This window comes from Mucilaginibacter sp. OK283 (genome assembly GCF_900110415.1).
Taxonomy (GTDB): domain Bacteria; phylum Bacteroidota; class Bacteroidia; order Sphingobacteriales; family Sphingobacteriaceae; genus Mucilaginibacter.
In genome coordinates, this window is record NZ_FODR01000019.1 from 1 (window position 1) to 21,749 (window position 21,749).

Consider the following 21,749-nt stretch of genomic DNA (forward strand, 5'->3'; position numbering starts at 1 on the left):
ATAGTTTTATTAGCCGCAAAAACTGCCGGCGAATTGATTATTGTACCCAACGCCCCGCGCTATGGGGTAATGTTTGATGCCGAAGATGTAAGGAATAAAGTGTTTGCCTGGCTGGATGAGTATTTGAAGTAAGATTGCTTCTGTAGAGGCGCTTAATTGCGTCTCCCACAGGACATTCAAGATTTGCAATATCGATTTGCATGTTCGATTTGCAAACGGTAGACTCAATTATGCGTCTCTACCTTTTTGCTTATGACAACATCACATTGCGCTCTTTAACAATCTCTTTCAGCAATACCTGTAGTATCACCGCGTTCCAGTCATTGGCGAAGTTTTTGCTTTTGCACTGCTTTTTGTTTTGGCAGTTGTAAATCATAAAATAGGTACTGTAACTGCTAATGGCTATGGTGTGCCAGGGTAAAATATCCTGCTGGTCCCAGCATATGCCTGCAAAATGGAAGCTGATGCCGCAAAGCTCAAAAGTCTGGTGAATTTTGTACAGGTCGTGGTAATAGTTAAACAGGTTTACAAAGTAGTTTTGCCATAATTGCTGGATAATATCATTCCAAAGCTTGCCATAAACTTCTTTACGGATGCCGTAATAACTGCCCAGCTTAATACGCGAAATTTTACGGTCGTCGGCTTGCACCTCCACAAAATACTGGCGGCCAAAAACAAACCGATAGCCCCTTACCCAGCTAACCCCATACCTGAAAGCTGCGATATTGGCGGCAGGCAAAAAAGCAGAAGAAGCTAACGGCGAAGCTTTTTGTATAGTAATGCCATCTGTGTTAAATACCAGCTTTTGGGTTATTTTTTGCGTAATAAGGCCCGGTATTTCAATTGTGTTAGCAGCATTCATCCGCATAAAAATAAGCATCAGTTTTAATATTTTTTTACAGATAAAAAATAAAAGGTCCGATACGTTTGGTTTTTATAAAAAGTATAACTTTATGCTATAAAATACACCGCCATGGCAGCACAAAACCAATCATCAAAGTTCAAAGATGCTTTGCCTACTATTTTCTGGCTTGGTTTTTTAACCGGCACGCTGGATGGCATGGCTGCCATTATCTGGAGCTTTATTACCAACCCAAAGGTGGGTGCCGATGTTATTTTTGAATTTATTGCAAGCGCCGTATTTGGCAAGGCGGCTTTTACCAGCGGCACTCAAATGGTAGTGGCGGGCGTGTTTTTTCATTACCTTATAGCATTTTTGTTTACCACCGCCTTTTACCTGCTTTACCCGTTTTTTGATAAGCTTATCCGTAATAAATATATTATTGCCGTTGTTTACGGCATTATAGTTTGGCTGGTAATGAACCTGGTTGTAGTGCCATTAAGCAAAATTGGTTACCATCACATTAAGGTGCATGTAGCTTTAACCGGGTTGGTTATCCTTATCATTTGTATTGGTATACCCGTTGCGCTTATTGCCGATAATAAATACTGGAAAGCTAAATTTTCTCCAAAAAAATAATGGGTATTGTTTTTCCATCAGCCGTTTTCCCGCAATTAAAAACTGACAGATTGGTTTTAAGGGAACTTGTAACCGCAGATAGCGGACAGCTTTTAGTTATCCGCAGCAATGAAGCTATAAACCGTTTTATAGGGCGCAGTAACGACCAAACTATGGAGGCCATTAATCAATTCATCGAGGCCCGCAAACAGGATAGGCTCGAAGGGAAAGGTGTGTATTGGGCTATCCAATTAAAAAACACTCCCGGCGTTATTGGCACCATTTGCTGCTGGAATTTTGATTACGACGCGGCAACGGCCGAAATTGGCTACGAACTGCTGCCATCATACCAGGGCAAAGGCCTGATGGGCGAGGCCATCAAAAAAGTTATCGCGTTTGGGTTTAACAATATGATGCTTAAAACTATAACCGCCTGGCCAATGCCGCAAAATGAGCCGTCGGTTAAACTATTGGAACGCAGCGGGTTTACTTATTCGGAAACGATAGACGGCCAACTGGTTTATAAATTGAACCATACCGGGTTGGTTGTTTAATAACACCAATAAAAAAGGGCCTGGCTTTTTATTGCCAAACCCTTTGGATTTAAAATTGATCATTAATCCTGGTAATTATACCGGGATGCCTTGCTTTAGGTGCAGCCCGGCTAAATTATTGCGGCATCAGCACGCCATTTAAGCCGTGGATAACGCCGTTTGAAGCCATAGTATCAAACGAGACAACTAATGCTGCATTCCCTTTGGCATCTACAATTTGTAAATTGCTTTTATCATTTACCGATAAGGTAAGGTTATCACCGTCCACGGTTTTTAACACGGCTTTTCCTTTACCGGCAGTTAAAGCTTTAATGATATCGGCTTTCGTGTATTTACCGGCAACTACATGGTAGTTTAGTACTTTAGCCAGTTTGCCATGGTCTTTAGTCAAATCGTCCATAGTAGGCTTTGGTACTTTGCTGAAAGCTACATCATTTGGTGCAAATACGGTGAATGGGCCGGGGCCTTTTAATTCAGGTTCCAGGTCGGCAGTTTTAACGGCCAGTGCCAATGGGGCAAAATCTGTAGTACTGCTTAAAACGCCAACTACATCGCCCGATGCGGCAGCAGGAGCGGCGGGTGTAGTTGCAGGGGCTGTTTTAGTTGTATCGGTTTGTTGGGTTTGCGCCATTACGTTGTTCGATAAAAATCCGATGCCTAACGCGGCCACAGCAATTAAAACTGACTTTTTCATGTTCATCTTTCTTTTTGATTTTGTTCGTAAATTGAAATGTAAATGAGTAGTAGTTTTCCTGATAGTTTTTTCTTTTAAGTTATATAATTAATAAATAAACACAGGTGTTATAACTAATAATTACATAAAAGGTTTTAGATTGACACGAATTGCACGAATTGAGGCGAATTTCACGAATTGGAAAAGAGCGTGAATTTCTTGAATTTGAGGAGGTTAAACCAGTGTAGATGTTGTGATTATTTTTTTAAAGAAATTTAAGCCGAGAGCACAATTGACTGTTGAATAAGGGGATGACAGGACGGAAAAGCTGCCCGAAAACGTGTTTATTCCGGGGTGGACACCGCGGTCTTTAATCAGTATTTCTATTTCGGCAATAAAAATGTAGTTTTAAAAAATTGCCGCTCAGCCTTCCGGGGGTTGTTATATAAGTTATGAAAATCTGGAAATTACTTTTGTTGCTGTACCTGTTTTCGGTGCTATTATCCATCGTACTCAGTTTTGTATTTATTCTGTTCACGGTTAAGGGCCAGTGGGATAATCACCTGGTGCCATCAACCCTGGTTGGCGCTTTAGTGCTTAATATCCCTATAACGCTTATTGAGATTCCGGGCCTTTTTATGTCCATCAACTTTAAAAATGCAAAAAGCAGGGCGTTTATCTCCTGTTTACTTACACCGGTGGCTATTTTGCTGTACGTGCTGTTAGGCACAAAGCTGCAAAATGACGATAAGCAATTTTATGCGCTCCATTTTGTAGCACAAATAATTGTACTTTGTTTCATGTTTTTCAGGAAGTTAACGCCCGATAATATTGTTGAGGAAGATTGAAAATAGTGCAGTGTAGTAATTTGTGACATTTATATTAAAGCTTTAAGCAAGCTATTGCATTATTTTGCACCTGCATACAAAACATGGCCTGCGGGCTATGCCCAAAAACATTCAACTATGAAAGTACTCGCCAGGCAACTATTTAAAACGGTTATATTTTCTGTAATTTTATCAATAGCTGTTAACAGCATTTACTACGCCATTACCCAAAAAGGGGCCGACTACTCCACCGCCCTGCCTAAAATTTGTGAAGGGATAGTGTTGCTCAACATTATCGTTTTTATAATGTCGTTGCCATCATTATTCCTGGTAAACCCGGCTTACTGGAATAACCTGCCGGTACGGTTGCCGTTGTATTTTGGCGGGCCGGTAGCGTTTATAGTAACTATATTTACCATGCCCCTGCCCCCGCAATATAAAGTAATTTACCTGGTAACCGGGTTCATATTTTTAATAGTGCACAGCGTTTTTTACTACCTGAGAGTAAAAAAAGGATAACAACCCAGATATAAAAGCAGGTTATGGGTTTTTGAAAGATTTCAGGTAAACTTGCAACATCAAATGAAAGCATTTTACGGAGATTTGAAATTAGGTATTTTAGGCGGCGGCCAGTTAGGGCGCATGCTGATACAACAGGCTATAAATTATAATGTTACGGTTAAAATCCTCGATCCCGACAGGGAAGCCCCCTGCCGCAAACTTTGCGACGAATTTACCGTAGGATCGTTAGGCGATTACGAAACCGTATACAACTTTGGCAAAACTGTTGATTTGCTTACCATCGAAATTGAGAAGGTAAATGTGGATGCGCTGGAGCAGCTGGAGAAAGAAGGTGTGCTGGTTTATCCCCAATCGCGCATCATCAGGCTGATACAGGATAAAGGTTTGCAAAAGCAATTTTTTAGAGAAAACGATATCCCTACCGCCGATTTCCAGATCATATCATCGCCCCGGGAATTACAGCAAAGCGTCATTCCTTTTCCTTATATCCAAAAACTCCGCAGGGATGGCTATGATGGTAAAGGCGTTTACAAGGTAGTTGATGAAAGTTACCTTACCAAGGCTTTTAAAGAACCAAGCCTGATAGAGCAATGGGTTGATTTTGAAAAAGAAATAGGCGTAATAGTAGCACGCAACGAAAATGGTGAGGTAAGCACCTTCCCACTGGTCGAGATGGAATTTAACCCCGAGGCCAACCTGGTTGAGTTTTTAATTTCGCCGTCGACCCTGCCATTTGAAATACAGCAACAGGCAGAACAGATTGCAAAAAAAATAGCCGAAAGCCTGAAAATTGTAGGACTATTGGCTGTTGAGATGTTTTTAGATAAAAACGGCAAAATATTGGTTAATGAACTGGCCCCCCGGCCGCATAACAGCGGTCACCAGACTATTGAGGGCAACGTGGTATCGCAATTTGAGCAGCATTTAAGGGCCATATTTAACCAGCCTTTAGGCGATACTGCCTGCCTTAACAATGCCATTATGGTGAACGTATTGGGCGAAGCAGGTTACGAAGGCCCGGCGGTTTACCAGGGTATTGAGAAGATACTGAAGGTGCCGGGGGTATATATTCACCTATATGGTAAAGCGTTAACTAAACCGTTCCGCAAAATGGGGCATGTGACGATAGTAGATGCCGATAGGGAGAAAGCTATTGAGAAAGCAAGATTTGTACAGAAGATGCTGAAGGTAGTAAGTTAAGAAATTGTTCATGGATCATAGTTGATGGTTCATGGATCATAGTTGATGGTTCATGGCAGCTGCGGATTGGTTATGGTATATGGATCATTGATTGGTGGGAATTTTAAAATATCGGTAAGTTGAGGTTTTATGGCATTTAGATTCGAGGATTTACAAGTTTGGCAATTGGCCATGGATTTGGATGAGCAAATTAATCAGTTGACTAAAACTTTCCCTAAAGAAGAAATTTACATTTTAACTTCACAGATAAAAAGAGCCGCCGATTCGGTAGTTTTGAATATCGCTGAAGGTTCCACAGGGCAAAGCAAAGCCGTCTTTAAAGTATTTTTGGGATATTCGCTCCGGTCGGCAATAGAGGTAGTAAGCTGTTTGTTTATCGCAAAAAGAAGAGGGTACATTGCCCAAGAGCAATTTAAGATATTATATAATGAATATGAGGTAATGGTGAAAAAAATAACTGCACTCAGAAATTCCATCTGACCATTTTTTACCATGAACCATGAACTATGAACTATGAACCAAAAACAACCAAAAGTAGCCATCATTATGGGCAGCAAATCCGATCTGCATATTATGCAGGATGCCGCCGATGTATTAAAAGAATTAGGTGTTGAATACGAAATTACAGTAGTATCGGCACACCGCACGCCCGACAGAATGTTTAGCTATGCCCGCGCAGCTGCCGACCGTGGTATTAAGGTAATTATTGCCGGCGCCGGTGGCGCTGCGCATTTACCGGGCATGGTGGCCTCACTAACCCATTTGCCGGTTATTGGCGTACCTGTAAAATCAAGCAACTCTATTGATGGCTGGGATTCGATACTGTCGATATTGCAAATGCCCAATGGTATCCCGGTTGCTACTGTAGCCCTGAATGCGGCCAAAAATGCGGGGATCCTTGCAGCACAAATCCTATCCACCGCCGACGAATACCTGGTTAAAAACCTCATCGACTTTAAAGAAGACCTAAAGAAAAAGGTTGAAGAATCGGCGAAGGAAATGGAGGGGTAGATTTTGCAAATGTGCAGACTACACATGTGCAGATGAGAGGGATTATTTGAGAATTTGAAGATTTGAGAATTTGAAAATGCCTTTAGCTCTGTTTATCGAGGGAACTTAACCAATACTTTGTTAATTTCTGAATGATCGGAAACAGGTAACCGTTCTAATCTTTCTTGGTGGCGTCATAGCCATTAAAAAACATGGCTATGTCATTAAATAAAAAAATGTAGCCTTTAGCAGCTATAAGCATGCTATTTCCCGGATATTTAGGCAAACCGATGTGGTAACAAATTGGTTGGCAATTTATCAAAGTATAAAAATTATCCGTTGGAAACTATTCTTCATATTCAAAATCTCAGTAAAACATACCAAAGCGCCGGGCGTACGCTTACTGTTCTCGATAATATCAACTTCGCGATAACTGAAGGCTCTACCAATGCCATTGTTGGCCCATCGGGCAGCGGCAAAACTACCCTGCTGGGGCTATGTGCGGGGCTCGACAGATCGAGCACCGGATCGGTGGAACTAAATGGCATCAGCCTGGGCAACTTAACCGAAGACCAGCGCGCGCAGGTGCGCAACCAGTATGTAGGCTTCATTTTTCAGAATTTTCAATTGCTTCCAACGCTTACCGCTTTGGAGAATGTAATGGTGCCGCTGGAGTTAAGAAACGAAAGAAACATCAAGGCAAGGGCATTGGATTTGCTGGACAAAGTTGGCCTCGCCGACCGCGGACATCACTACCCTTCCCAATTGTCCGGCGGCGAACAGCAAAGGGTTTCACTGGCGCGGGCATTTTCAAACGCACCCAAAATTCTGTTTGCCGATGAGCCAACCGGTAACCTGGATGCCGAAACCAGCGAAAAGGTGATTAAACTCATCTTCGACCTGAACAAGGAAGCCGGTACTACCCTGGTTGTAGTAACCCACGACCTTGACCTGGCGGCCAAAACACAACGCATCATCAGGATAAAAGGCGGCAAGCTGGTATCCGACGAAAAAACAATTAACGGGTAAGTTATGGACACCAATCCGGTTAATTATAAACGAAAAACAAACGTTGCCTGGCTGTTTAACATGGCCTTGCGCGATAGCAGGAAAAACCGGTCGAGGTTGTTCCTGTTCATATCTGCCATCATATTTGGTATTGCCGCGCTGGTGGCTATCTACTCGTTCAGGTACAATGTGCAAAACGACGTAAATGGCCAGGCAGCAACGCTCATCGGTGCCGATTTGCTGATATCTGGGAATAAACCTGTCGACCCGAAGCTGAAGAAGATGCTTGACTCATTGGGCGATAACAGATCAACCGAGCGGAGTTTTGCATCGATGGCCTATTTTCCAAAAAGCAAAGGCACCAGGCTTGTACAGATAAGGGCTTTGCAGGGCGATTATCCTTATTACGGCGCTATAGAAACCACGCCCGAGATTGCCGGCACCTCCTTTAAACAAGGACAAACAGCCCTGGTTGATAAAACGCTGATGCTGCAATTTGGCGCCAAGGTTGGCGATTCGGTACGCATAGGCACCGAACATTTCCTGATAGCCGGCGCATTGGACAAAGCCCCAGGGCAAAGCGGAGCCATGGCAGGTATTGCCCCGGTGGTGTACATCCCGATGCGATATCTGGAACAAACCGGCCTCATGAAAACAGGCAGCCGCGTAAATTATACCTTTTACTACAAGTACGACCATAAAGTTGATATGGAAAAGCTAACCAAAAAGCTCGACCCGATATTGGATAAAAATGGCATGAACTACGATACCATTGAAACCCGTAAGGAAAATACCGGCAGGGCATTTGGCGATCTGGGCAGGTTTTTATCGCTGGTGGGCTTTATTGCTCTGTTATTGGGCTGCGTGGGTGTGGCAAGCGCCATTCATATTTATGTACGCGAAAAGATAGCCTCGATAGCCATAATGCGCTGTTTAGGCGTAAAAGCATCCGAGGCATTTTTGATTTACCTGATCCAGATTGTTGGCATCGGGCTCATAGGATCTATAGCGGGTGCGGCTTTGGGTACGGCCATACAGCATTTGCTGCCAATAGTTTTTAAAGATTTTTTGCCGTTCACTATTTCTGTCGAGATATCGTGGCTGGCTATTGGCCAGGGTATTTTATTGGGGGTAATTATATCAATACTGTTTGCTTTACTGCCACTGATATCGGTGCGTAATATATCACCGTTAAACACGCTGCGCATGTCATTTGACGAGGCAGGCCGCAAACGCGACCCTTTAAGCTGGCTGGTTTACCTGCTTATTATCGCCTTTGTTTTAGGCTTTACCTATTTGCAGTTAGATAGCTGGCTGGGCAGCATCTTTTTCACTATCGGTATTTTAGTAGCTTTTATGATACTGGCCGCCGTGGCCTGGCTGCTCATGCGTGTTATGAAACTGCTTATCAACAGCGGCTGGAGCTATTTATGGCGCCAGGGCTTTGCCAATTTATACCGACCAAATAACCAAACTTTAATCCTGATGGTTTCAATCGGGCTAAGTACGGCCTTTATTTGTACGCTGTTTTTTATCCAGAGTATCCTCATCAGCCAGGTAAACTTATCAAGCAGCGGCAATCAATCAAATATGATTTTGTTTGATATTCAAAAAAGCCAGAAGGATGCCGTAGCCGACGTAACGCGCAAAAACGGGTTGCCTGTTTTGCAACAGGTGCCCATAGTAACCGTACGATTGGAGCAGATAAACGGCAAAACCGCCGCCGACGTAATTAAAGATACTACCATCAAAATTCCCCATGGTGTATTTGCCTGGGAATACAGGGTAACGTTTAGGGATACATTATCCTCATCAGAGAAACTGCTGGACGGCAAATGGATAGGCAAAGCCGAGCCAGGGAAAGACATCCCGGTATCGGTAGAAGAAAACCTGCAAAAACGCGCGCACCTTAAAATTGGCGATAAGCTGGTGTTTAACGTGCAGGGGGTACCGATGCCTGCCCATGTAGCCAGCGTACGCAAGGTGAACTGGGGTAAAGTACAAACCAATTTCCAGGTTGTGTTCCCTACCGGGGTATTGGAAGATGCTCCGCAATTCCAGGTGTTGATGACGCATGTGCCATCCAACAAAGTATCGGCGGCTTTTCAGCAGGCTGTGGTAAGGCAATTCCCCAATATATCAATTATCGACCTTGGACTGGTATTGAGCATCCTGGATGAGTTATTAAGCAAAATCAGTTACGTAATTCGTTTTATGAGCGCGTTTAGTATTATTACGGGTATAGTAGTACTCATAGCTTCGGTACGTATAAGCAAATACCAGCGCATACAGGAAAGCGTTTTATTACGCACACTTGGGGCAAGCCGAAAACAGATATTGGCCATAACAGCGTTGGAATACCTGTTTTTAGGCAGTCTATCGGCGTTAACAGGTATTTTGATTGCCGTGGCAGGTACATGGTTTTTAGCAAAATATAGTTTCGAGATACCTTATTCCGTTAGCTTTGTACCTGCGTTGATTTTATTTTTCATCATCGCTTTGCTAACGGTAATTATTGGTTTGTTAAACAGCCGGGGCGTATTGAACAAACCGCCTTTAGAGATATTAAGAACAAACGCCTAACCGCGTTGTATTTAGTTTTATGAACAAAGTAAAAATCTTTTTTATACTCATAGCCACATTTGCTTTGGCAAGTTGCGGCAGTGGCGATAAATCAAACGCCAACGCATCAGCACCGGCAGATACTGCCGATAAGGCTGCTGCATCGGCACAGGTGCAAACGATTTTATTTTTTGGAGATAGCTTAACTGCGGGATACGGCTTGGATGACCCGGCAGATGCTTTTCCCGGTGTTATCGCAAAAAAAATAGACTCGCTAAAGTTGCCTTATAAAGTAATTAACGCCGGGGTAAGCGGCGAAACATCGGCAGGAGGCAACGGCCGGATAGATTGGACATTAAAACAAAAGGTAGATATATTTATACTGGAACTTGGTGCAAACGATGGCCTGCGGGGCATATCGCCTGCCGAAACCACCAGGAACCTCCAGTCAATCATCGATAAGGTAAAAGTTAAATACCCTAATGCCAAACTGGTGATGCTGGGTATGCAGGTACCGCCAAATATGGGTGCCGATTATGTAAATAAATTCAAAGCAGTGTTCCCCACCGTTGCAGCCAAAAATAAGATGGCGCTGGTACCCTTCCTGCTGCAGGGCGTAGGCGGGCACCCAGATCTTAACCAGGGCGATGGCATCCATCCAACAGAAAAAGGCGCTAAAATTGTTGCGGGAAATGTTTGGAGTGTTTTAAAGGGCCAGTTGGATAATCCTAAGGCGGTGTATTAAAGCAAAAAAGCCAGGCAAATTTAAAATACCTGGCTTTTTTGTTCGGCACCTGGTATCAGGCTACTGTAAATGTTTGCGTGTAAGCTTTTACACCTACGCCTGTAACGGATAAAACCGGGCTGGTACCGGCAGCCCCAGCTGTAAAATTAATAACGATTGACGTAGCCGTCGGCTTACCTGTGGGTGCAATTGCCGTCCCGTCTATAGTTATATTTAGCGGCAGTTTGTCAAGATTTGTACCCGTTATAGTAATAGGGTTGGCAACAGAATGCTTTAGCGTGACTGGAGTAGCACCGGAAATTACGGGAACAACAATGCTATTTGATTTAAATACTACATCAAGTACATCTCTTAGCTTCCTTGTTACAACTTCGGTAAACAGGCCTGACATGGCCGATATAGCCATAATTCCAAACAGGTTTAAGTTATTTCCACCATCGTTAGTGCTCAAAAAGCCGGCCCTGAATGTAAAATAAACCACGATAGCAAGCGCCGAAGCCGTGAACGGTTTTACAAAATACCAAAGTAACCAGCTCTTTTTAAATTTTTCGAGACCTACAAAGGCGGTGAAAGACCCAGCCACATGGATCATATTGCCCAAAAAGCCTGCGGCCGCAACCAATATGAGCAAAATGGTGTTAAATTGAATAGTATCGTCAATATCGTAGATAGCCGCCTTCTGTACGGTATCGTTGTATTTTACCGATTTTACAGAATCGACCTTAGCCAATGCTTTTTTTGCTTTTAACGTAGAATCATCAACCGCCTTAGCATGTTTGGTTTGATCAGCCTTCAGCGCAGCTATTGTGCCAGAATCGGCTTTGGCTACCTTAGCCTGGCCGGTTTTGATCTTTTTAATCACACTATCCTGTTTATTTTTGAATAGTGCGGCAGCTGCAGTATCTTTTTGGCTGCCAGGTTGTTTAATAGCGGCTTTATCAAGAAGCATAGTAATATGACATTTATGATAATACCTTCCGTCATCGCCCGCCGGAGGTAACTTATCGGGCCAATAACTGATGATTGTATTCAAAGCTAATAATGTAAATAGCGCGAGTAAAATTCCCGCTGCTACTTTTCCCCAGGTAGAAATTTGATTTTGAGACCCGGTTTCTGTTGGGTCATCGTTTGATTTAGGTGCTGTTGTGCTCATGATTTATTTGCGTTCAGGTTAAAAAAAGGTTTGGTGGAAGGTATGGTGGGAGATTCGATGTGTTACAATAATTTATTATTTATTAATAACTTAAAATCAAACACTTACAAAAGCTAAGATAACTACCCCTTATGGATACGCCAAGCGTATTTTTACGGTATTTTACTATTTTATTAATCCGTAAGCGCCTGGTACACCATCGCCCTGAATTTATCCTGGAAGGCGTTGTGCGGCAACGGCCAGTTCTGTACAAACAACAGGCACACCAGGTGTTCTTTAGGGTCAACCCAATACAGGGTGCCAAAAAAGCCGCCCCAGGCAAATGAACCTTCGCTTATGCCCAGCTTTTTTGAACTTATGTCGGTTGTCAGGCCAAAGCCAAGCCCAAATTTTTCTTTATTGGGGTTGATGTAGAGGTCGCCAATCTGGTTGGTGGTCATCAATTCGACGGTATGCCGTGATAATAAACGCTGGCCATTATAAACGCCGCCATTCAGCATCATTTGCAAAAAAGTAGCATAATCTTTAATTGTCGAGCTTAAACCGGCTCCGCCCGCATAATAGGTACCATTAACGGTTGGGTAATCGGCGCTAAGCCCCTCAAAAGTAGATGCATTCCATTTAATAAGGTGATCTTTCTTATCGGGGGTGTACACGGTTACCAGCCGGTTTTGCTTTGCTGCCGGAATATAAAAGTAGGTGTCCTTCATCCCCAACGGGTCAAAAATGCGTTCCTTCATAAACTGGTCCAAGCTTTTGCCCGATATCTTTTCGACCAGGTAGCCTAAAACATCTACATTAAGGCCGTAAGTCCAGCGTTCGCCGGGCTGGTGCTCCAACGGTAATGGGCCCAGTTTTTTCATGGCATCGGCCAGTAGTATTTTATCACTCACAAAGCCGGCCGGGATATGGGCTTTGGCATAAATGGCATTCATGGTGGGTGAGCCTATCTGGGCATAGGCAATCCCCGAAGTATGGGTAAGTAAATCGCGGATGGTTATCTCCCTTTTGGCAGGAACAGTGGTATATGTTGTATCTTTAGGATTGAAGGTATCCACCACCTTTGGATGAGCAAACGCTGGGAGGTATTTGGAGATGGGATCATCCAGCAAAAACTTACCTTCTTCAAACAGCATCATTATGGCTACGCTGGTAATGGCTTTAGTTTGAGACGCGATGCGAAAAATAGCATCATTATTCATTAACTTTTTTTGTTCAACATCGGCCATACCGAATGATTTATAATAAACCATTTTGCCGTTGCGGGCTATCAGCCCCACTGCCCCATTGATATAGCCCGAATCGATGGTTTGTTCAATCACGTTATCGATGCGTTGCAGTCGTTCGGCAGAAAATTTTTCACCGGCCGGCGTACCTGCCTGTAAAGTATTACCCTGCGCAAAGGCATTGGCAGCCAGCGCTACAAATAGCAGTAAAGTAACGTTCTTTTTCATCCCGGGGAGAGGTTTACAATTTGGATACAAAGTAGGATTTTTTCGTTAATAAAAAGAAACGTAAAACGGTGCCGGGTAAAGCAGGTTGTCGTTATTGATTTTGGCGGCGGCTTTACTTTGGCAGGCACACGGCATAAAAAAAGCCGCCCACAAAAGGCAGCCTTTTCATTTATATATAGGGATTAATTAGTGTTACATATTACCGGTGTTCCGGCTTATTGCCTCATACCAAAACCACCGCGGTTTGCGGCAAATTCGCGTCCGCCGCCACGGTTACCATGGTCCTGGCCACCGCCATTGTTTCCGCGGTCATGACCGCCACCCTGGTTTTGGTTGCCATGGTCCTGACCGCCCCAGTTGCCATGGTTTTGGTTGCCGCCACCACGGTTATCATTGTTGTTGGGCCTGCCGCCCCAGTTACCATGGTTATCTCTGTTATCCGGCCTGCCGCCCCAATTGCCGCGGTCACGGTTATTATCTCTTCCCCTGTCCCATCCACGGTTGTTGAACCTGTTATCGCGGTTTTGGTAAGCATATCCTCCATCGTATCGTCTTTCAAAACGGTGACCCCAGTTGCCGCGGTCGCCGGCATAACCACCCCACCTTTGCCTGTATACATCGTGGTGCATATAAGGGCGGTTTCCACGTACCTCGTATCTTGTAGCGGTACGCCAGTCATAGTTGCGGTAAGCGCCTGGCAAGTAGGCACAGGTTACCCAGTCACGGCCATTATTATAGTAGTAGTAATGGTTAGAAACACTATAGTAAGCCTCTACTTCGGGTAAATAGTAATAATCATCACTATCATCGTTGTAGTTTACCTGGGCATAATCATCGTTATAAACCGGTTGCTCTTCAACCACAACAGGCGGAGGGCTTGGCACATAAACACGGTGCACAGGAACATTAAAACCTACATGTATTGATAATTGAGCGTTTGCTTTATTAGCTATTAAACCACTCATTGCTATTGCCGATAATATGAATAACTTTTTCATTTTGTTAAATTTTATATAGCTATGACCACTTGCAAAGGCAATGGTTTAATCCATTGTTGCTATATATGTTACAACAGCTATAAATCAGTACTTAATTTGTTAACGGCATCGATTGTGAGAAATTTAATTTGGCGGTATTACCTATAGCTCGTATTAACCGCTATCTGGAATGATTTCCGAAAAATCCTAATTGTCATACAATTACTACAAATCAGATTTCGGGATTCCCTGTATATTTATTTATTTTGATAATCAATCAGAAGCCATGAAAAAAAGAAACATCGTATGGACAATGCTGCCTGTTGCAGCTATTGCCGGTGCTATACTGTTTAACAGTTGCAAAAGCGGCAACACCGATAATAAAAATGGCAGCGACACTACCGGCACAACAGCAACTACAGGCAGTGCCGGTCTTAAGCTTCCTGCAGGTTTCAGCGCAGCCGCAATTGCCGAAAAACTGGGCGGGGCAAGGGAAATAGCCATTACGCCGCAAAATAACATTTATGTAAAGCTTAATACCGTAAAAGATGGCAAAACCATTTTGTATTTAATACAGGATGGTGATAAAGCCACATTGAAAACAAGCTTTGGCGATTATAAGGGCACCGGAGCATATGTAAAAAACGGCTATCTGTATGCATCGTCCGACGAAGAAGTTTTCCGTTATAAACTGAATGATAATAATGAAGTAATAAGCCCTGATCAGCCTGAAAAAATTGTAACAGGCCTGTTAAGCCGCAATGAACACGAGGCCAAAGCCATTACACTTGATAACGATGGCAACCTGTATGTTAACATTGGCGCGTATTCCAACGCCTGCCAGGTAGCCGATAGAAAAAAAGGCTCGCCGGGCCAAAAAGGCTGCCCTATTTTAGATTCGGCAGGTGGCATCTGGCAGTTTAAAGCCGATAAGCTTAACCAGCACTATGGCGATGGCATACGTTACGCCACCGGTTTACGCAATGTGGTTGGTATGGATTGGAACCAGCAAAATAACCAGCTTTTTGTGATGCAGCATGGCCGCGACCAGCTTCATGACCTGTTCCCGGAATATTTCACCACCAAACAATCGGCCGACTTACCTGCCGAGTGTATGTATGCTATTAAAAAAGGAGATAACGCGGGTTGGCCATATATGTATTACGACTGGCAGCAAAACAAAAAAATATTAATGCCCGAGTACGGGGGTGATGGCAAAAAAGAAGGCGGCGAAACGGCCATAAATCCGGCGGCTGCATTTCCGGGCCACCTGGCGCCTAACGGCTTATTGTTTTACACCGGAAGCCAATTCCCCGAAAAGTATAAAAACGGCGCTTTCATCGCTTTTCATGGTTCGTGGAACCGTGCACCAGAGCCGCAGGCCGGATATTTTGTAGTTTTTCAACCTTTTAAAGATAGCAAGCCAAGCGGTGCATATGAAGTTTTTGCCGATAATTTTGCGGGAAGTACCGAAAAGGCAGCCAAAGGTAGTGCCGAGCATCGCCCATGCGGATTGGCGCAGGGACCAGATGGCTCACTGTATGTAACCGACGATAACCAGGGAACCATTTACAAAATCACGTATAAAAAATAACAATGGACTTAAAAAAAGCCCTCGTACTAATACCATTAATTACCCTTTTTACCATTGCCGGATTACAGGCACAAACCAAAAAACATAAGCCGGTTAACAAAACAGCTAATGCAGCAGCATTAAAAGCAGCCATGGACGCCGGCAGTAAAGTATTTATGGAGTACTGTGTAACCTGCCACCAGGCCGATGGTATGGGCGTGCCCAATATGAACCCTCCGCTGGCCAAAACCACCTACGTAACCGGCGATAAAACACGGCTGATAAAGATTGTGCTAAACGGTTTTAGCGATGATGTGGATATTAACGGCGAACGCTACTCCAACACCATGGCCTCGCACGATTTTTTGCAGGATAAAGAAATTGCCGATGTACTCACTTATGTAAGGAATAGCTTTGGCAACAAAGCATCGGCAGTAAGCCCGGCTCAGGTTAAGGCAGTAAGGGCAGCGAAATAGGCGAAAGGGGAAAGGTCAAAGGTGAAAGATTAAAACTGAAAAGGTATTAAAAAAGGTATACTGTTATACAGTATACCTTTTTGCTTTTGTCCTTCTATTCCGGACCTTGGGATCTTTCCCCTTTGACCTTTCCCCTTTGACCTTTCACCTTACTCCGTTATCTGGTAAGTATAAGCCAGCGTGTGTTTCATTTTTGAGCGGATGCGTTTGATGCTTTGCTCAATATCAATTTTGTCGTTATGGTCGGTTACTTCCATAAAGGCTTTTTGATAATTTATTAAGGCTTTTGTCCAGTCTTTGCTTTTTTCGTGGAATAAGCCAAGCAGGCTGTAAACTTCGGCGGTATCAACTCCTGGGGTATTCAAGGCTTTAACAGATACGTTGTTTACCAGTTTTTCCATATTCAAAAACACAAGCAAATCAAGATAATGTGTATAGTTATCCGGAAATGAAGGTTCCAGTTCCATACAGGTTTTAAAATGGTAGCCCGCGGTTTGGTAATCTTTAACTTCGTAATAGTACAACATACCCAATTGGTGATGGGCACGTGCGTATAAAGGATCGTTGCTGATAATTTCGTTCAGTAATTTAAGCCCTTTGGTAGTTTTACCATAAGAGAGTTTATCCACGGCCTGCAAATACTTTTCTTCGATAGTATAATAAGTGTCCATAAATTTTGTATTGTATAAAATTGTGCTAAAACTCAGCACTTGTTGTAATAAATAATGATGCGTAATAAAAATGTTTCGGTATAAAAAGTATGGTTACTATACCGGGGTGGAGATGCGTATGATTGATGCATAACCCTTCTGCTGCGACACCATGGGCCACATTATAGTTTTACAGAATGAATTTTTAAACAGCATCATTTATTTTTTTACAAATTTACAATTAAAGTGGGAATTTGCAAAATGGAGAGATTTCCAAATAAGAAGATTATTTTCCTCGGGGAGCGAACACATTATGTCATACGAGTATCCATCAGGTAAAACCTAAATAAAACGCTATGACCTGCTACGGATATAGTTAAACCAATGTTCTAAACTACCGTCATTGCGAGGTACGAAGCAATCCTGAACAATGTGAGACTTAGCATGTAGGGGATTGCTTCGTGCCTCGCAATGACGGACTTTAAATACTGACAGTCAACAACTTAAAAACACGTCATGATAAGATCGAATATCATAACATCGTCTACCTCAAAGCCAGATTTTACCACGCGGCATGATGAATCCGTCACCGGCAATTACGCCGCAATAGCTGTATTCGCCTTACCTGCCTCTATCATAAAATTGTTTTTCAATTCCCTTTCAGATACCAGTACGCTAAAATCGTCGTATCTAACGCCGTGATCAAGCGGGTAAAGGGTATAGCCACGTTTAAGGGCGTCATAGGTTCCAAGCTCGAAAATTTCGTCCTGTTGTTTTCCTTTTATTTTTGCGCCGGCTACCAACTGGTAGGCGTCGAAGATATTTTCAAAATTATTGTTTTTCATGGTAGCAGTACCATTACAATTATTTTGCCAGTTTTTAAGCAAACCAATCAAAAAGATCATTTTGTTTCAATACGGTCTTTTCTTTTTGATTTAAATCATTGATTACCAACCCCTCTCCCATTTGTATTATTCGTGTGCCATAGTTGTAGGCGTCTTTTAAATTATGAGTGATCAATATGGCGGTTAGTTTAAAATCGCTGATCAGCTTATCTGCCGTACGCATCACAACATCGGCCGATCGGGGGTCGAGCGCTGCCGTAGGTTCATCAAGCAGTAAAACCTTACAGCTATCCATTACACTCATTAATAGCGTAAGGGCCTGCCTTTGTCCGCCAGAAAGCGTGCCCATGGATTGCTCAATTTTATTTTCGAGCCCCATGCCCAGGGAGGCAATCTTATCTTTTACTTCGTGCTTAAATTTATCATTAATGCCGATAGATAATCCTTTAGGCCTGGTACGAATAGCTGCCAGCCTGAAGTTATCCAGGATGCTGAGGTCTGATGCCGTGCCACTCATCGGATTTTGAAAAACTCGGGCTATCCACTGGCTGCGTTTATAGTCGGCCAGTTTGGTTACATCGTTATCATCAATAGCAATTGTGCCGCTATCGGGCATAACGCTGCCTGCAACCAGATTGAGCAGCGTGGTTTTGCCCGATCCGTTGGAGCCTACAATCACCAAAAACTCCTGGCTTTTAATTTGCAGCGTGATACCATTAACCGCGTTTACCTGGTTGGCCATCCCCTTATTGAAAACCTTATGTACATTGTTTACAGCTATCATGAGGCTTTATTGAATGATAAACGGGGAAGACTAACAATTAACAATACAAACGCGGCGGTAACCAGCTTAAGCAAATTGGCATCAACACCAATGGCCAATACAAAGGCCAATACCAGCTGAAATATCAGGGCCCCTGCCAAAACCAGGGCCAAACTAACCCATACTTTGGTAATACGAAACCAGTTGATGAGCGTTTCGGCAATGATCACCGAACCTAAACCTACAATCACTATCCCGATGCCCATGCTGATATCCGCGAAACCCTGGAATTGCACGATGAGGTACCCGCTGAGTGCCGTAAGCGCGTTGGCCAGTGCCAGGCCTGTAATTTTCATCCTATCGGTATTAACACCCAAGGCACGGATCATTGATTCGCTGTTGCCGGTTGCACGCATGGCTATGCCGAAATCTGTTTTGAGCAGGTAGCCAATAAGTAAGGTTATTATTGCCACGAAGACAGAGAGCAGGATAAATGTGTTCTGGTTAGGATCGGCCACGATGCTTAAAAGCGAGAACAACGAAGCCGTACCTATAAGCGGCACATTGGAGCGGCCCATGATAGTAAGATTGACTGAGTACAAGGCCGTCATGACCAGGATGCCGGCCAGTAAAGCATTTATTTTTAGCTTGGTATGAATAAGCCCCGTTAAAGCCCCGGCCAGGCCGCCCGCTATGATCACCGTAGGTAAAATAAGGTACGGTGATAAATGGCGACTTAGCATTACAGCCGTAACAGCACCGCCCAAAGTGTAACTGCCATCGGTGGTGATATCAGGAATATTAAAAATCTTCATCGAGATATAAATTCCCAGCGCAATTGCCGAAAAGCACAATCCCTGCAATAAAGCGGTAAGGTAAAAATCCATATTTTGGAGCTGAAAGCTTAATGCGTAAAGCTGAAAGCTAATTTACGGTAAAGTGATTATTTAACAGCCTCGAAGTTTGATGGTACAGTAATGTTATATTTTTTTGCCGCAGCGGGATTGTATACCCTCTTCCTCACTTTTACCATTTCCCATTTCAGCCCGTCGGTTTTGTGCGTTTTTAAGTATTGAGCTGCCTGTACGCCTGCCTGGTATCCCCATTGGTAAATATCGGCACCAAAAGCGGCTACAGCGCCGCGTTGTACTAAACCTGCTTCGCTGGTAAAAATGGGAACATTTTTTTCATTACAGCTTTTCAGTATTGTTTCAAAAGATGCAAAAACCGTATTATCTGGGTTGGCAAAAAAGGCATCGATATTTTTGCTTAACAGCGATTGCGTAACCAGCTGGGCATCTGCCGATGTGTTTACCGGCAAGGCTACAATCGTTACATTTTGTTTTTCGGCCAATGATTTAATCCGGTTAAGGGCATCTGCCGATTGTGGTTCAGATTGATTATAGATCATCCCGATAACCAATTTAGCCCCTTTAGGCTTCAGCAATTTGGGGATGATAGAGAACGAGGTATCGATATAATTAAGATCCTCCAAAGCACCAAACAGGTTTGCAGGAGCCTCGCCTTTATCATTCAATAGCTTCATCCTTTCGGGTACAGGCGATACCATTGCAAAATCGGGAATGGTTTTGGTATTTTGCAGGGCTGTTACAGTTGCCAAAGTGGTGCAGGTAGCCAGCAGGTCAACCTTTTCGGATACAAAGTAATTGGTGATCTGGGTAAGGGTGGGGATATTACTTTGCGCGTTACGGTACTCTATCTGTACAGTTTTCTTGTCTTCGCTAAAGCCCTCTTTTTTTAAGGCATCGGTAAATCCCGAACGGGCCTGGGATATGGTTGCATCTTCAAAAGCATCAACAAAACCTACAACCGGGATATTTACTGCCTTTGGTTTGGGCTTACATGATGCTATGGTAATCAATAATAAAACGGCGGGAATGTATTTGAAAAACTTCATTGTACTAAGTTAAATATTTGAGGCGAAAGGTAAAAGGATAAGGGCAAAAGGTAAAAATTGTTTGATGGAGGGGGCAATCCATTTTCATACAAAGTTGTAAAATCGACAAAATTCCGAAAGGAAATGACATACTAAAATTAAAGACTGTCATCCTGAGGTACGAAGGATCTATTCGCGAACTTTTCTGTCGGTCATGCACAGCTGATAGATCCTTCGTACCTCAGGATGACAGGAAAATTGCCTATGTCATGCAGAGTAGTAAAATTTACGAAATCATGAAAGGCGAATGACGTATATCGCATATTGCTGCAAAATCATTTATTAACTATTTACGCCAACTCCACCACCAACCCCACCTGCCCCGCATTAATCTTTACCCTCGCTTCGTCAACAGTAAACCACCCTGCCCTATCCACTTCGGGAAACGACTGCATTTTGCCAGTTTTTGGTGGCCATTCTATTTCAAATAAATTGCTCTTAATATTGTGGGCATCTATATCTCCTTCCACCAAATATGCCTGCACTATTTTGCCGCTTTTTTGCTTGATGGGCTTCAGGGCAATAAATTCGCCATCGATAGATTGCCCGGTTTCTTCGTAAAACTCGCGTTTGGCAGCTGCAAGCGGGTCTTCGTCGCTCTCATATTCGCCTTTCGGGATTGACCATGCACCGTCATCCTTATTTTTCCAGAACGGGCCGCCCGGATGAACCAGGAAAACCTGTAATACATCGTTAAATTTGCGGTAAAGCAGTATTCCGGCACTTTGTTTGGGCATATTTTTTTAGGGGTTATAGCTTTCGGCTTTTTGCCTTAAGCTTTCAGCATTTATTATACAAGCGTAAAGTAATATTGTTATTTTTATATCCAACTACAACCTAAAATAATTAAACCCATGGCAGACGAAAGATGGAGTAAATTTAAAATTACTGCGGATTTTGACACCGATGTACGCAGCATTTATGAGGCATGGGCCACTTCGGCCGGCCTCGAAAAATGGTTTTTACGCAAGGCCGATTTTTATGCCATTGCCGGCCGCCTGCGCGAACCCGACGAGTTTATCAAAAAAGAAGATACCTATTCCTGGTACTGGCATGGTTTTGATGATACCGCTGTAGAGAACGGGCAGGTACTTGAAAACAATGGCTCCGATTTGCTAAAGTTCACTTTCTCGGGCGGCAGCATTGTTACCGTTGATATCCAAAGCAAGTATGGGTTAACCGTTCTCGAATTAACCCAGGAAAACATCCCGGAGGAAAGCGACCCGTCAAAAAACCTGTTTGTACAATGCCAGATAGGCTGGACATTTTACCTCGCCAACCTAAAATCTGTTATCGAAGGAGGCAACGACCTTCGCAATAAGCGACTGGATGTAGCCAGTAATTTCAAATAAATTCATTTT

23 protein-coding genes and 1 pseudogene are annotated in these 21,749 nt (G+C 43.4%); 13 read left to right on the forward strand and 11 right to left on the reverse strand.

Annotated elements, in window-relative coordinates; all coding sequences use genetic code 11:
* Positions 1-250 precede the first annotated feature (250 nt).
* Positions 251-880, reverse strand: a complete 630-nt coding sequence (locus BMX56_RS27810; RefSeq protein WP_090652989.1) for a hypothetical protein — start codon at positions 878-880, stop codon at positions 251-253.
* A 93-nt stretch (positions 881-973) separates the two neighbouring features.
* On the opposite strand from BMX56_RS27810, the gene BMX56_RS27815 reads away from it, so the two are divergent.
* Positions 974-1,480 carry a hypothetical protein gene (locus tag BMX56_RS27815; protein ID WP_090652990.1) on the forward strand — a complete coding sequence of 169 codons (507 nt, stop codon included), beginning with the start codon at positions 974-976 and terminating at the stop codon, positions 1,478-1,480.
* Positions 1,480-2,013 (forward strand): GNAT family N-acetyltransferase, encoded by a 534-nt coding sequence (locus BMX56_RS27820; protein ID WP_090652991.1) that lies wholly within the window; start codon positions 1,480-1,482, stop codon positions 2,011-2,013. Before BMX56_RS27815 ends, BMX56_RS27820 begins: the two co-directional genes overlap by 1 nt.
* A gap of 115 nt (positions 2,014-2,128) precedes the next feature.
* Here the strand turns inward: BMX56_RS27820 and BMX56_RS27825 are convergent, their stop codons facing one another.
* A complete protein-coding gene (locus BMX56_RS27825) occupies positions 2,129-2,707 on the reverse strand; it encodes a fasciclin domain-containing protein (RefSeq protein WP_177183947.1) in 579 nt (192 codons plus the stop codon).
* 431 nt (positions 2,708-3,138) lie between these two features.
* Here BMX56_RS27825 and BMX56_RS27830 point away from each other — a divergent pair, with 431 nt between their 5' ends.
* The 8 genes from BMX56_RS27830 to BMX56_RS27865 all read left to right on the forward strand — a co-directional run bounded on the left by BMX56_RS27830 (position 3,139) and on the right by BMX56_RS27865 (position 10,540).
* Positions 3,139-3,534: a hypothetical protein gene (locus BMX56_RS27830; RefSeq protein ID WP_090652993.1), complete on the forward strand. Its 396-nt coding sequence runs from the start codon at positions 3,139-3,141 to the stop codon at positions 3,532-3,534.
* Between the two features lie 117 nt (positions 3,535-3,651).
* The gene (locus BMX56_RS27835) at positions 3,652-4,032 is read left to right on the forward strand and encodes a hypothetical protein (RefSeq protein ID WP_143065548.1); all 381 of its coding nucleotides are present in this window, start codon (positions 3,652-3,654) and stop codon (positions 4,030-4,032) included.
* Between the two features lie 63 nt (positions 4,033-4,095).
* Positions 4,096-5,235 (forward strand): 5-(carboxyamino)imidazole ribonucleotide synthase, encoded by a 1,140-nt coding sequence (locus tag BMX56_RS27840; protein ID WP_090652995.1) that lies wholly within the window; start codon positions 4,096-4,098, stop codon positions 5,233-5,235.
* A 129-nt stretch (positions 5,236-5,364) separates the two neighbouring features.
* On the forward strand, positions 5,365-5,715 hold the full coding sequence (locus BMX56_RS27845) for a four helix bundle protein (RefSeq protein ID WP_090652996.1): 351 nt from the start codon (positions 5,365-5,367) through the stop codon (positions 5,713-5,715).
* Positions 5,716-5,748: 33 nt separating this feature from the next.
* Positions 5,749-6,246, forward strand: a complete 498-nt coding sequence (gene purE / locus BMX56_RS27850; RefSeq protein ID WP_090652997.1) for a 5-(carboxyamino)imidazole ribonucleotide mutase — start codon at positions 5,749-5,751, stop codon at positions 6,244-6,246.
* 318 nt (positions 6,247-6,564) lie between these two features.
* Positions 6,565-7,254, forward strand: a complete 690-nt coding sequence (locus BMX56_RS27855; protein WP_090653074.1) for an ABC transporter ATP-binding protein — start codon at positions 6,565-6,567, stop codon at positions 7,252-7,254.
* Between the two features lie 3 nt (positions 7,255-7,257).
* Positions 7,258-9,816: an ABC transporter permease gene (locus BMX56_RS27860; protein WP_218152504.1), complete on the forward strand. Its 2,559-nt coding sequence runs from the start codon at positions 7,258-7,260 to the stop codon at positions 9,814-9,816.
* A gap of 19 nt (positions 9,817-9,835) precedes the next feature.
* Complete coding sequence (locus BMX56_RS27865) at positions 9,836-10,540, forward strand: arylesterase (protein ID WP_090652998.1); 705 nt, start codon at positions 9,836-9,838, stop codon at positions 10,538-10,540.
* 55 nt (positions 10,541-10,595) lie between these two features.
* Here BMX56_RS27865 and BMX56_RS27870 read toward each other — a convergent pair whose 3' ends face one another.
* The 3 genes from BMX56_RS27870 to BMX56_RS27880 all read right to left on the reverse strand — a co-directional run bounded on the left by BMX56_RS27870 (position 10,596) and on the right by BMX56_RS27880 (position 14,145).
* Positions 10,596-11,693, reverse strand: a complete 1,098-nt coding sequence (locus tag BMX56_RS27870) for an IPT/TIG domain-containing protein (RefSeq protein WP_090652999.1) — start codon at positions 11,691-11,693, stop codon at positions 10,596-10,598.
* Between the two features lie 173 nt (positions 11,694-11,866).
* Entirely contained in the window at positions 11,867-13,147 is a 1,281-nt protein-coding gene (locus BMX56_RS27875) for a serine hydrolase domain-containing protein (RefSeq protein ID WP_090653000.1), read from the reverse strand.
* Between the two features lie 215 nt (positions 13,148-13,362).
* Positions 13,363-14,145, reverse strand: coding sequence for a hypothetical protein (locus BMX56_RS27880; RefSeq protein WP_090653001.1), 783 nt, complete (start codon positions 14,143-14,145; stop codon positions 13,363-13,365).
* A 265-nt stretch (positions 14,146-14,410) separates the two neighbouring features.
* Between BMX56_RS27880 and BMX56_RS27885 the strand changes: the two genes are divergently transcribed.
* Positions 14,411-15,718: a PQQ-dependent sugar dehydrogenase gene (locus BMX56_RS27885; protein WP_090653002.1), complete on the forward strand. Its 1,308-nt coding sequence runs from the start codon at positions 14,411-14,413 to the stop codon at positions 15,716-15,718.
* 2 nt (positions 15,719-15,720) lie between these two features.
* A complete protein-coding gene (locus tag BMX56_RS27890; protein ID WP_090653003.1) occupies positions 15,721-16,173 on the forward strand; it encodes a c-type cytochrome in 453 nt (150 codons plus the stop codon).
* Positions 16,174-16,322: 149 nt separating this feature from the next.
* Here the strand turns inward: BMX56_RS27890 and BMX56_RS27895 are convergent, their stop codons facing one another.
* From BMX56_RS27895 to BMX56_RS27920, 6 genes and pseudogenes are all read right to left on the reverse strand, one after another.
* Positions 16,323-16,844 (reverse strand): tetratricopeptide repeat protein, encoded by a 522-nt coding sequence (locus BMX56_RS27895; protein WP_090653004.1) that lies wholly within the window; start codon positions 16,842-16,844, stop codon positions 16,323-16,325.
* Positions 16,845-17,419: 575 nt separating this feature from the next.
* Positions 17,420-17,728 (reverse strand): hypothetical protein, encoded by a 309-nt coding sequence (locus BMX56_RS27900; RefSeq protein ID WP_090653005.1) that lies wholly within the window; start codon positions 17,726-17,728, stop codon positions 17,420-17,422.
* 205 nt (positions 17,729-17,933) lie between these two features.
* Positions 17,934-18,452: pseudogene (locus BMX56_RS27905) on the reverse strand (ATP-binding cassette domain-containing protein); the annotation flags it as partial.
* Positions 18,449-19,318, reverse strand: coding sequence for an ABC transporter permease (locus BMX56_RS27910; protein ID WP_090653007.1), 870 nt, complete (start codon positions 19,316-19,318; stop codon positions 18,449-18,451). The gene BMX56_RS27910 and the pseudogene BMX56_RS27905, both read right to left, overlap by 4 nt.
* Before the next feature lie 56 nt (positions 19,319-19,374).
* Positions 19,375-20,349: an ABC transporter substrate-binding protein gene (locus BMX56_RS27915; protein ID WP_090653008.1), complete on the reverse strand. Its 975-nt coding sequence runs from the start codon at positions 20,347-20,349 to the stop codon at positions 19,375-19,377.
* Between the two features lie 329 nt (positions 20,350-20,678).
* The gene (locus tag BMX56_RS27920; RefSeq protein ID WP_090653009.1) at positions 20,679-21,125 is read right to left on the reverse strand and encodes an NUDIX hydrolase; all 447 of its coding nucleotides are present in this window, start codon (positions 21,123-21,125) and stop codon (positions 20,679-20,681) included.
* Between the two features lie 117 nt (positions 21,126-21,242).
* On the opposite strand from BMX56_RS27920, the gene BMX56_RS27925 reads away from it, so the two are divergent.
* Entirely contained in the window at positions 21,243-21,740 is a 498-nt protein-coding gene (locus BMX56_RS27925; RefSeq protein WP_090653010.1) for an SRPBCC family protein, read from the forward strand.
* The last annotated feature ends 9 nt before the right edge of the window (positions 21,741-21,749 follow it).

Bases quoted from the DNA above. Each gene is read 5' to 3' on its own strand.
- BMX56_RS27860 (WP_218152504.1), top strand. From the start codon at position 7,258: ATGGACACCAATCCGGTTAATTATAAACGAAAAACAAACGTTGCCTGG.
- BMX56_RS27910 (WP_090653007.1), bottom strand. From the start codon at position 19,318: ATGGATTTTTACCTTACCGCTTTATTGCAGGGATTGTGCTTTTCGGCA.
- BMX56_RS27835 (WP_143065548.1), top strand. From the start codon at position 3,652: ATGAAAGTACTCGCCAGGCAACTATTTAAAACGGTTATATTTTCTGTA.
- BMX56_RS27895 (WP_090653004.1), bottom strand. From the start codon at position 16,844: ATGGACACTTATTATACTATCGAAGAAAAGTATTTGCAGGCCGTGGAT.
- purE (WP_090652997.1), top strand. From the start codon at position 5,749: ATGAACCAAAAACAACCAAAAGTAGCCATCATTATGGGCAGCAAATCC.
- BMX56_RS27890 (WP_090653003.1), top strand. From the start codon at position 15,721: ATGGACTTAAAAAAAGCCCTCGTACTAATACCATTAATTACCCTTTTT.
- BMX56_RS27900 (WP_090653005.1), bottom strand. From the start codon at position 17,728: ATGATCTTTTTGATTGGTTTGCTTAAAAACTGGCAAAATAATTGTAAT.
- BMX56_RS27820 (WP_090652991.1), top strand. From the start codon at position 1,480: ATGGGTATTGTTTTTCCATCAGCCGTTTTCCCGCAATTAAAAACTGAC.
- BMX56_RS27815 (WP_090652990.1), top strand. From the start codon at position 974: ATGGCAGCACAAAACCAATCATCAAAGTTCAAAGATGCTTTGCCTACT.
- BMX56_RS27840 (WP_090652995.1), top strand. From the start codon at position 4,096: ATGAAAGCATTTTACGGAGATTTGAAATTAGGTATTTTAGGCGGCGGC.
- BMX56_RS27920 (WP_090653009.1), bottom strand. From the start codon at position 21,125: ATGCCCAAACAAAGTGCCGGAATACTGCTTTACCGCAAATTTAACGAT.
- BMX56_RS27830 (WP_090652993.1), top strand. From the start codon at position 3,139: ATGAAAATCTGGAAATTACTTTTGTTGCTGTACCTGTTTTCGGTGCTA.
- BMX56_RS27810 (WP_090652989.1), bottom strand. From the start codon at position 880: ATGCTTATTTTTATGCGGATGAATGCTGCTAACACAATTGAAATACCG.
- BMX56_RS27870 (WP_090652999.1), bottom strand. From the start codon at position 11,693: ATGAGCACAACAGCACCTAAATCAAACGATGACCCAACAGAAACCGGG.
- BMX56_RS27845 (WP_090652996.1), top strand. From the start codon at position 5,365: ATGGCATTTAGATTCGAGGATTTACAAGTTTGGCAATTGGCCATGGAT.
- BMX56_RS27865 (WP_090652998.1), top strand. From the start codon at position 9,836: ATGAACAAAGTAAAAATCTTTTTTATACTCATAGCCACATTTGCTTTG.
- BMX56_RS27925 (WP_090653010.1), top strand. From the start codon at position 21,243: ATGGCAGACGAAAGATGGAGTAAATTTAAAATTACTGCGGATTTTGAC.
- BMX56_RS27885 (WP_090653002.1), top strand. From the start codon at position 14,411: ATGAAAAAAAGAAACATCGTATGGACAATGCTGCCTGTTGCAGCTATT.
- BMX56_RS27915 (WP_090653008.1), bottom strand. From the start codon at position 20,349: ATGAAGTTTTTCAAATACATTCCCGCCGTTTTATTATTGATTACCATA.
- BMX56_RS27875 (WP_090653000.1), bottom strand. From the start codon at position 13,147: ATGAAAAAGAACGTTACTTTACTGCTATTTGTAGCGCTGGCTGCCAAT.
- BMX56_RS27825 (WP_177183947.1), bottom strand. From the start codon at position 2,707: ATGAAAAAGTCAGTTTTAATTGCTGTGGCCGCGTTAGGCATCGGATTT.
- BMX56_RS27880 (WP_090653001.1), bottom strand. From the start codon at position 14,145: ATGAAAAAGTTATTCATATTATCGGCAATAGCAATGAGTGGTTTAATA.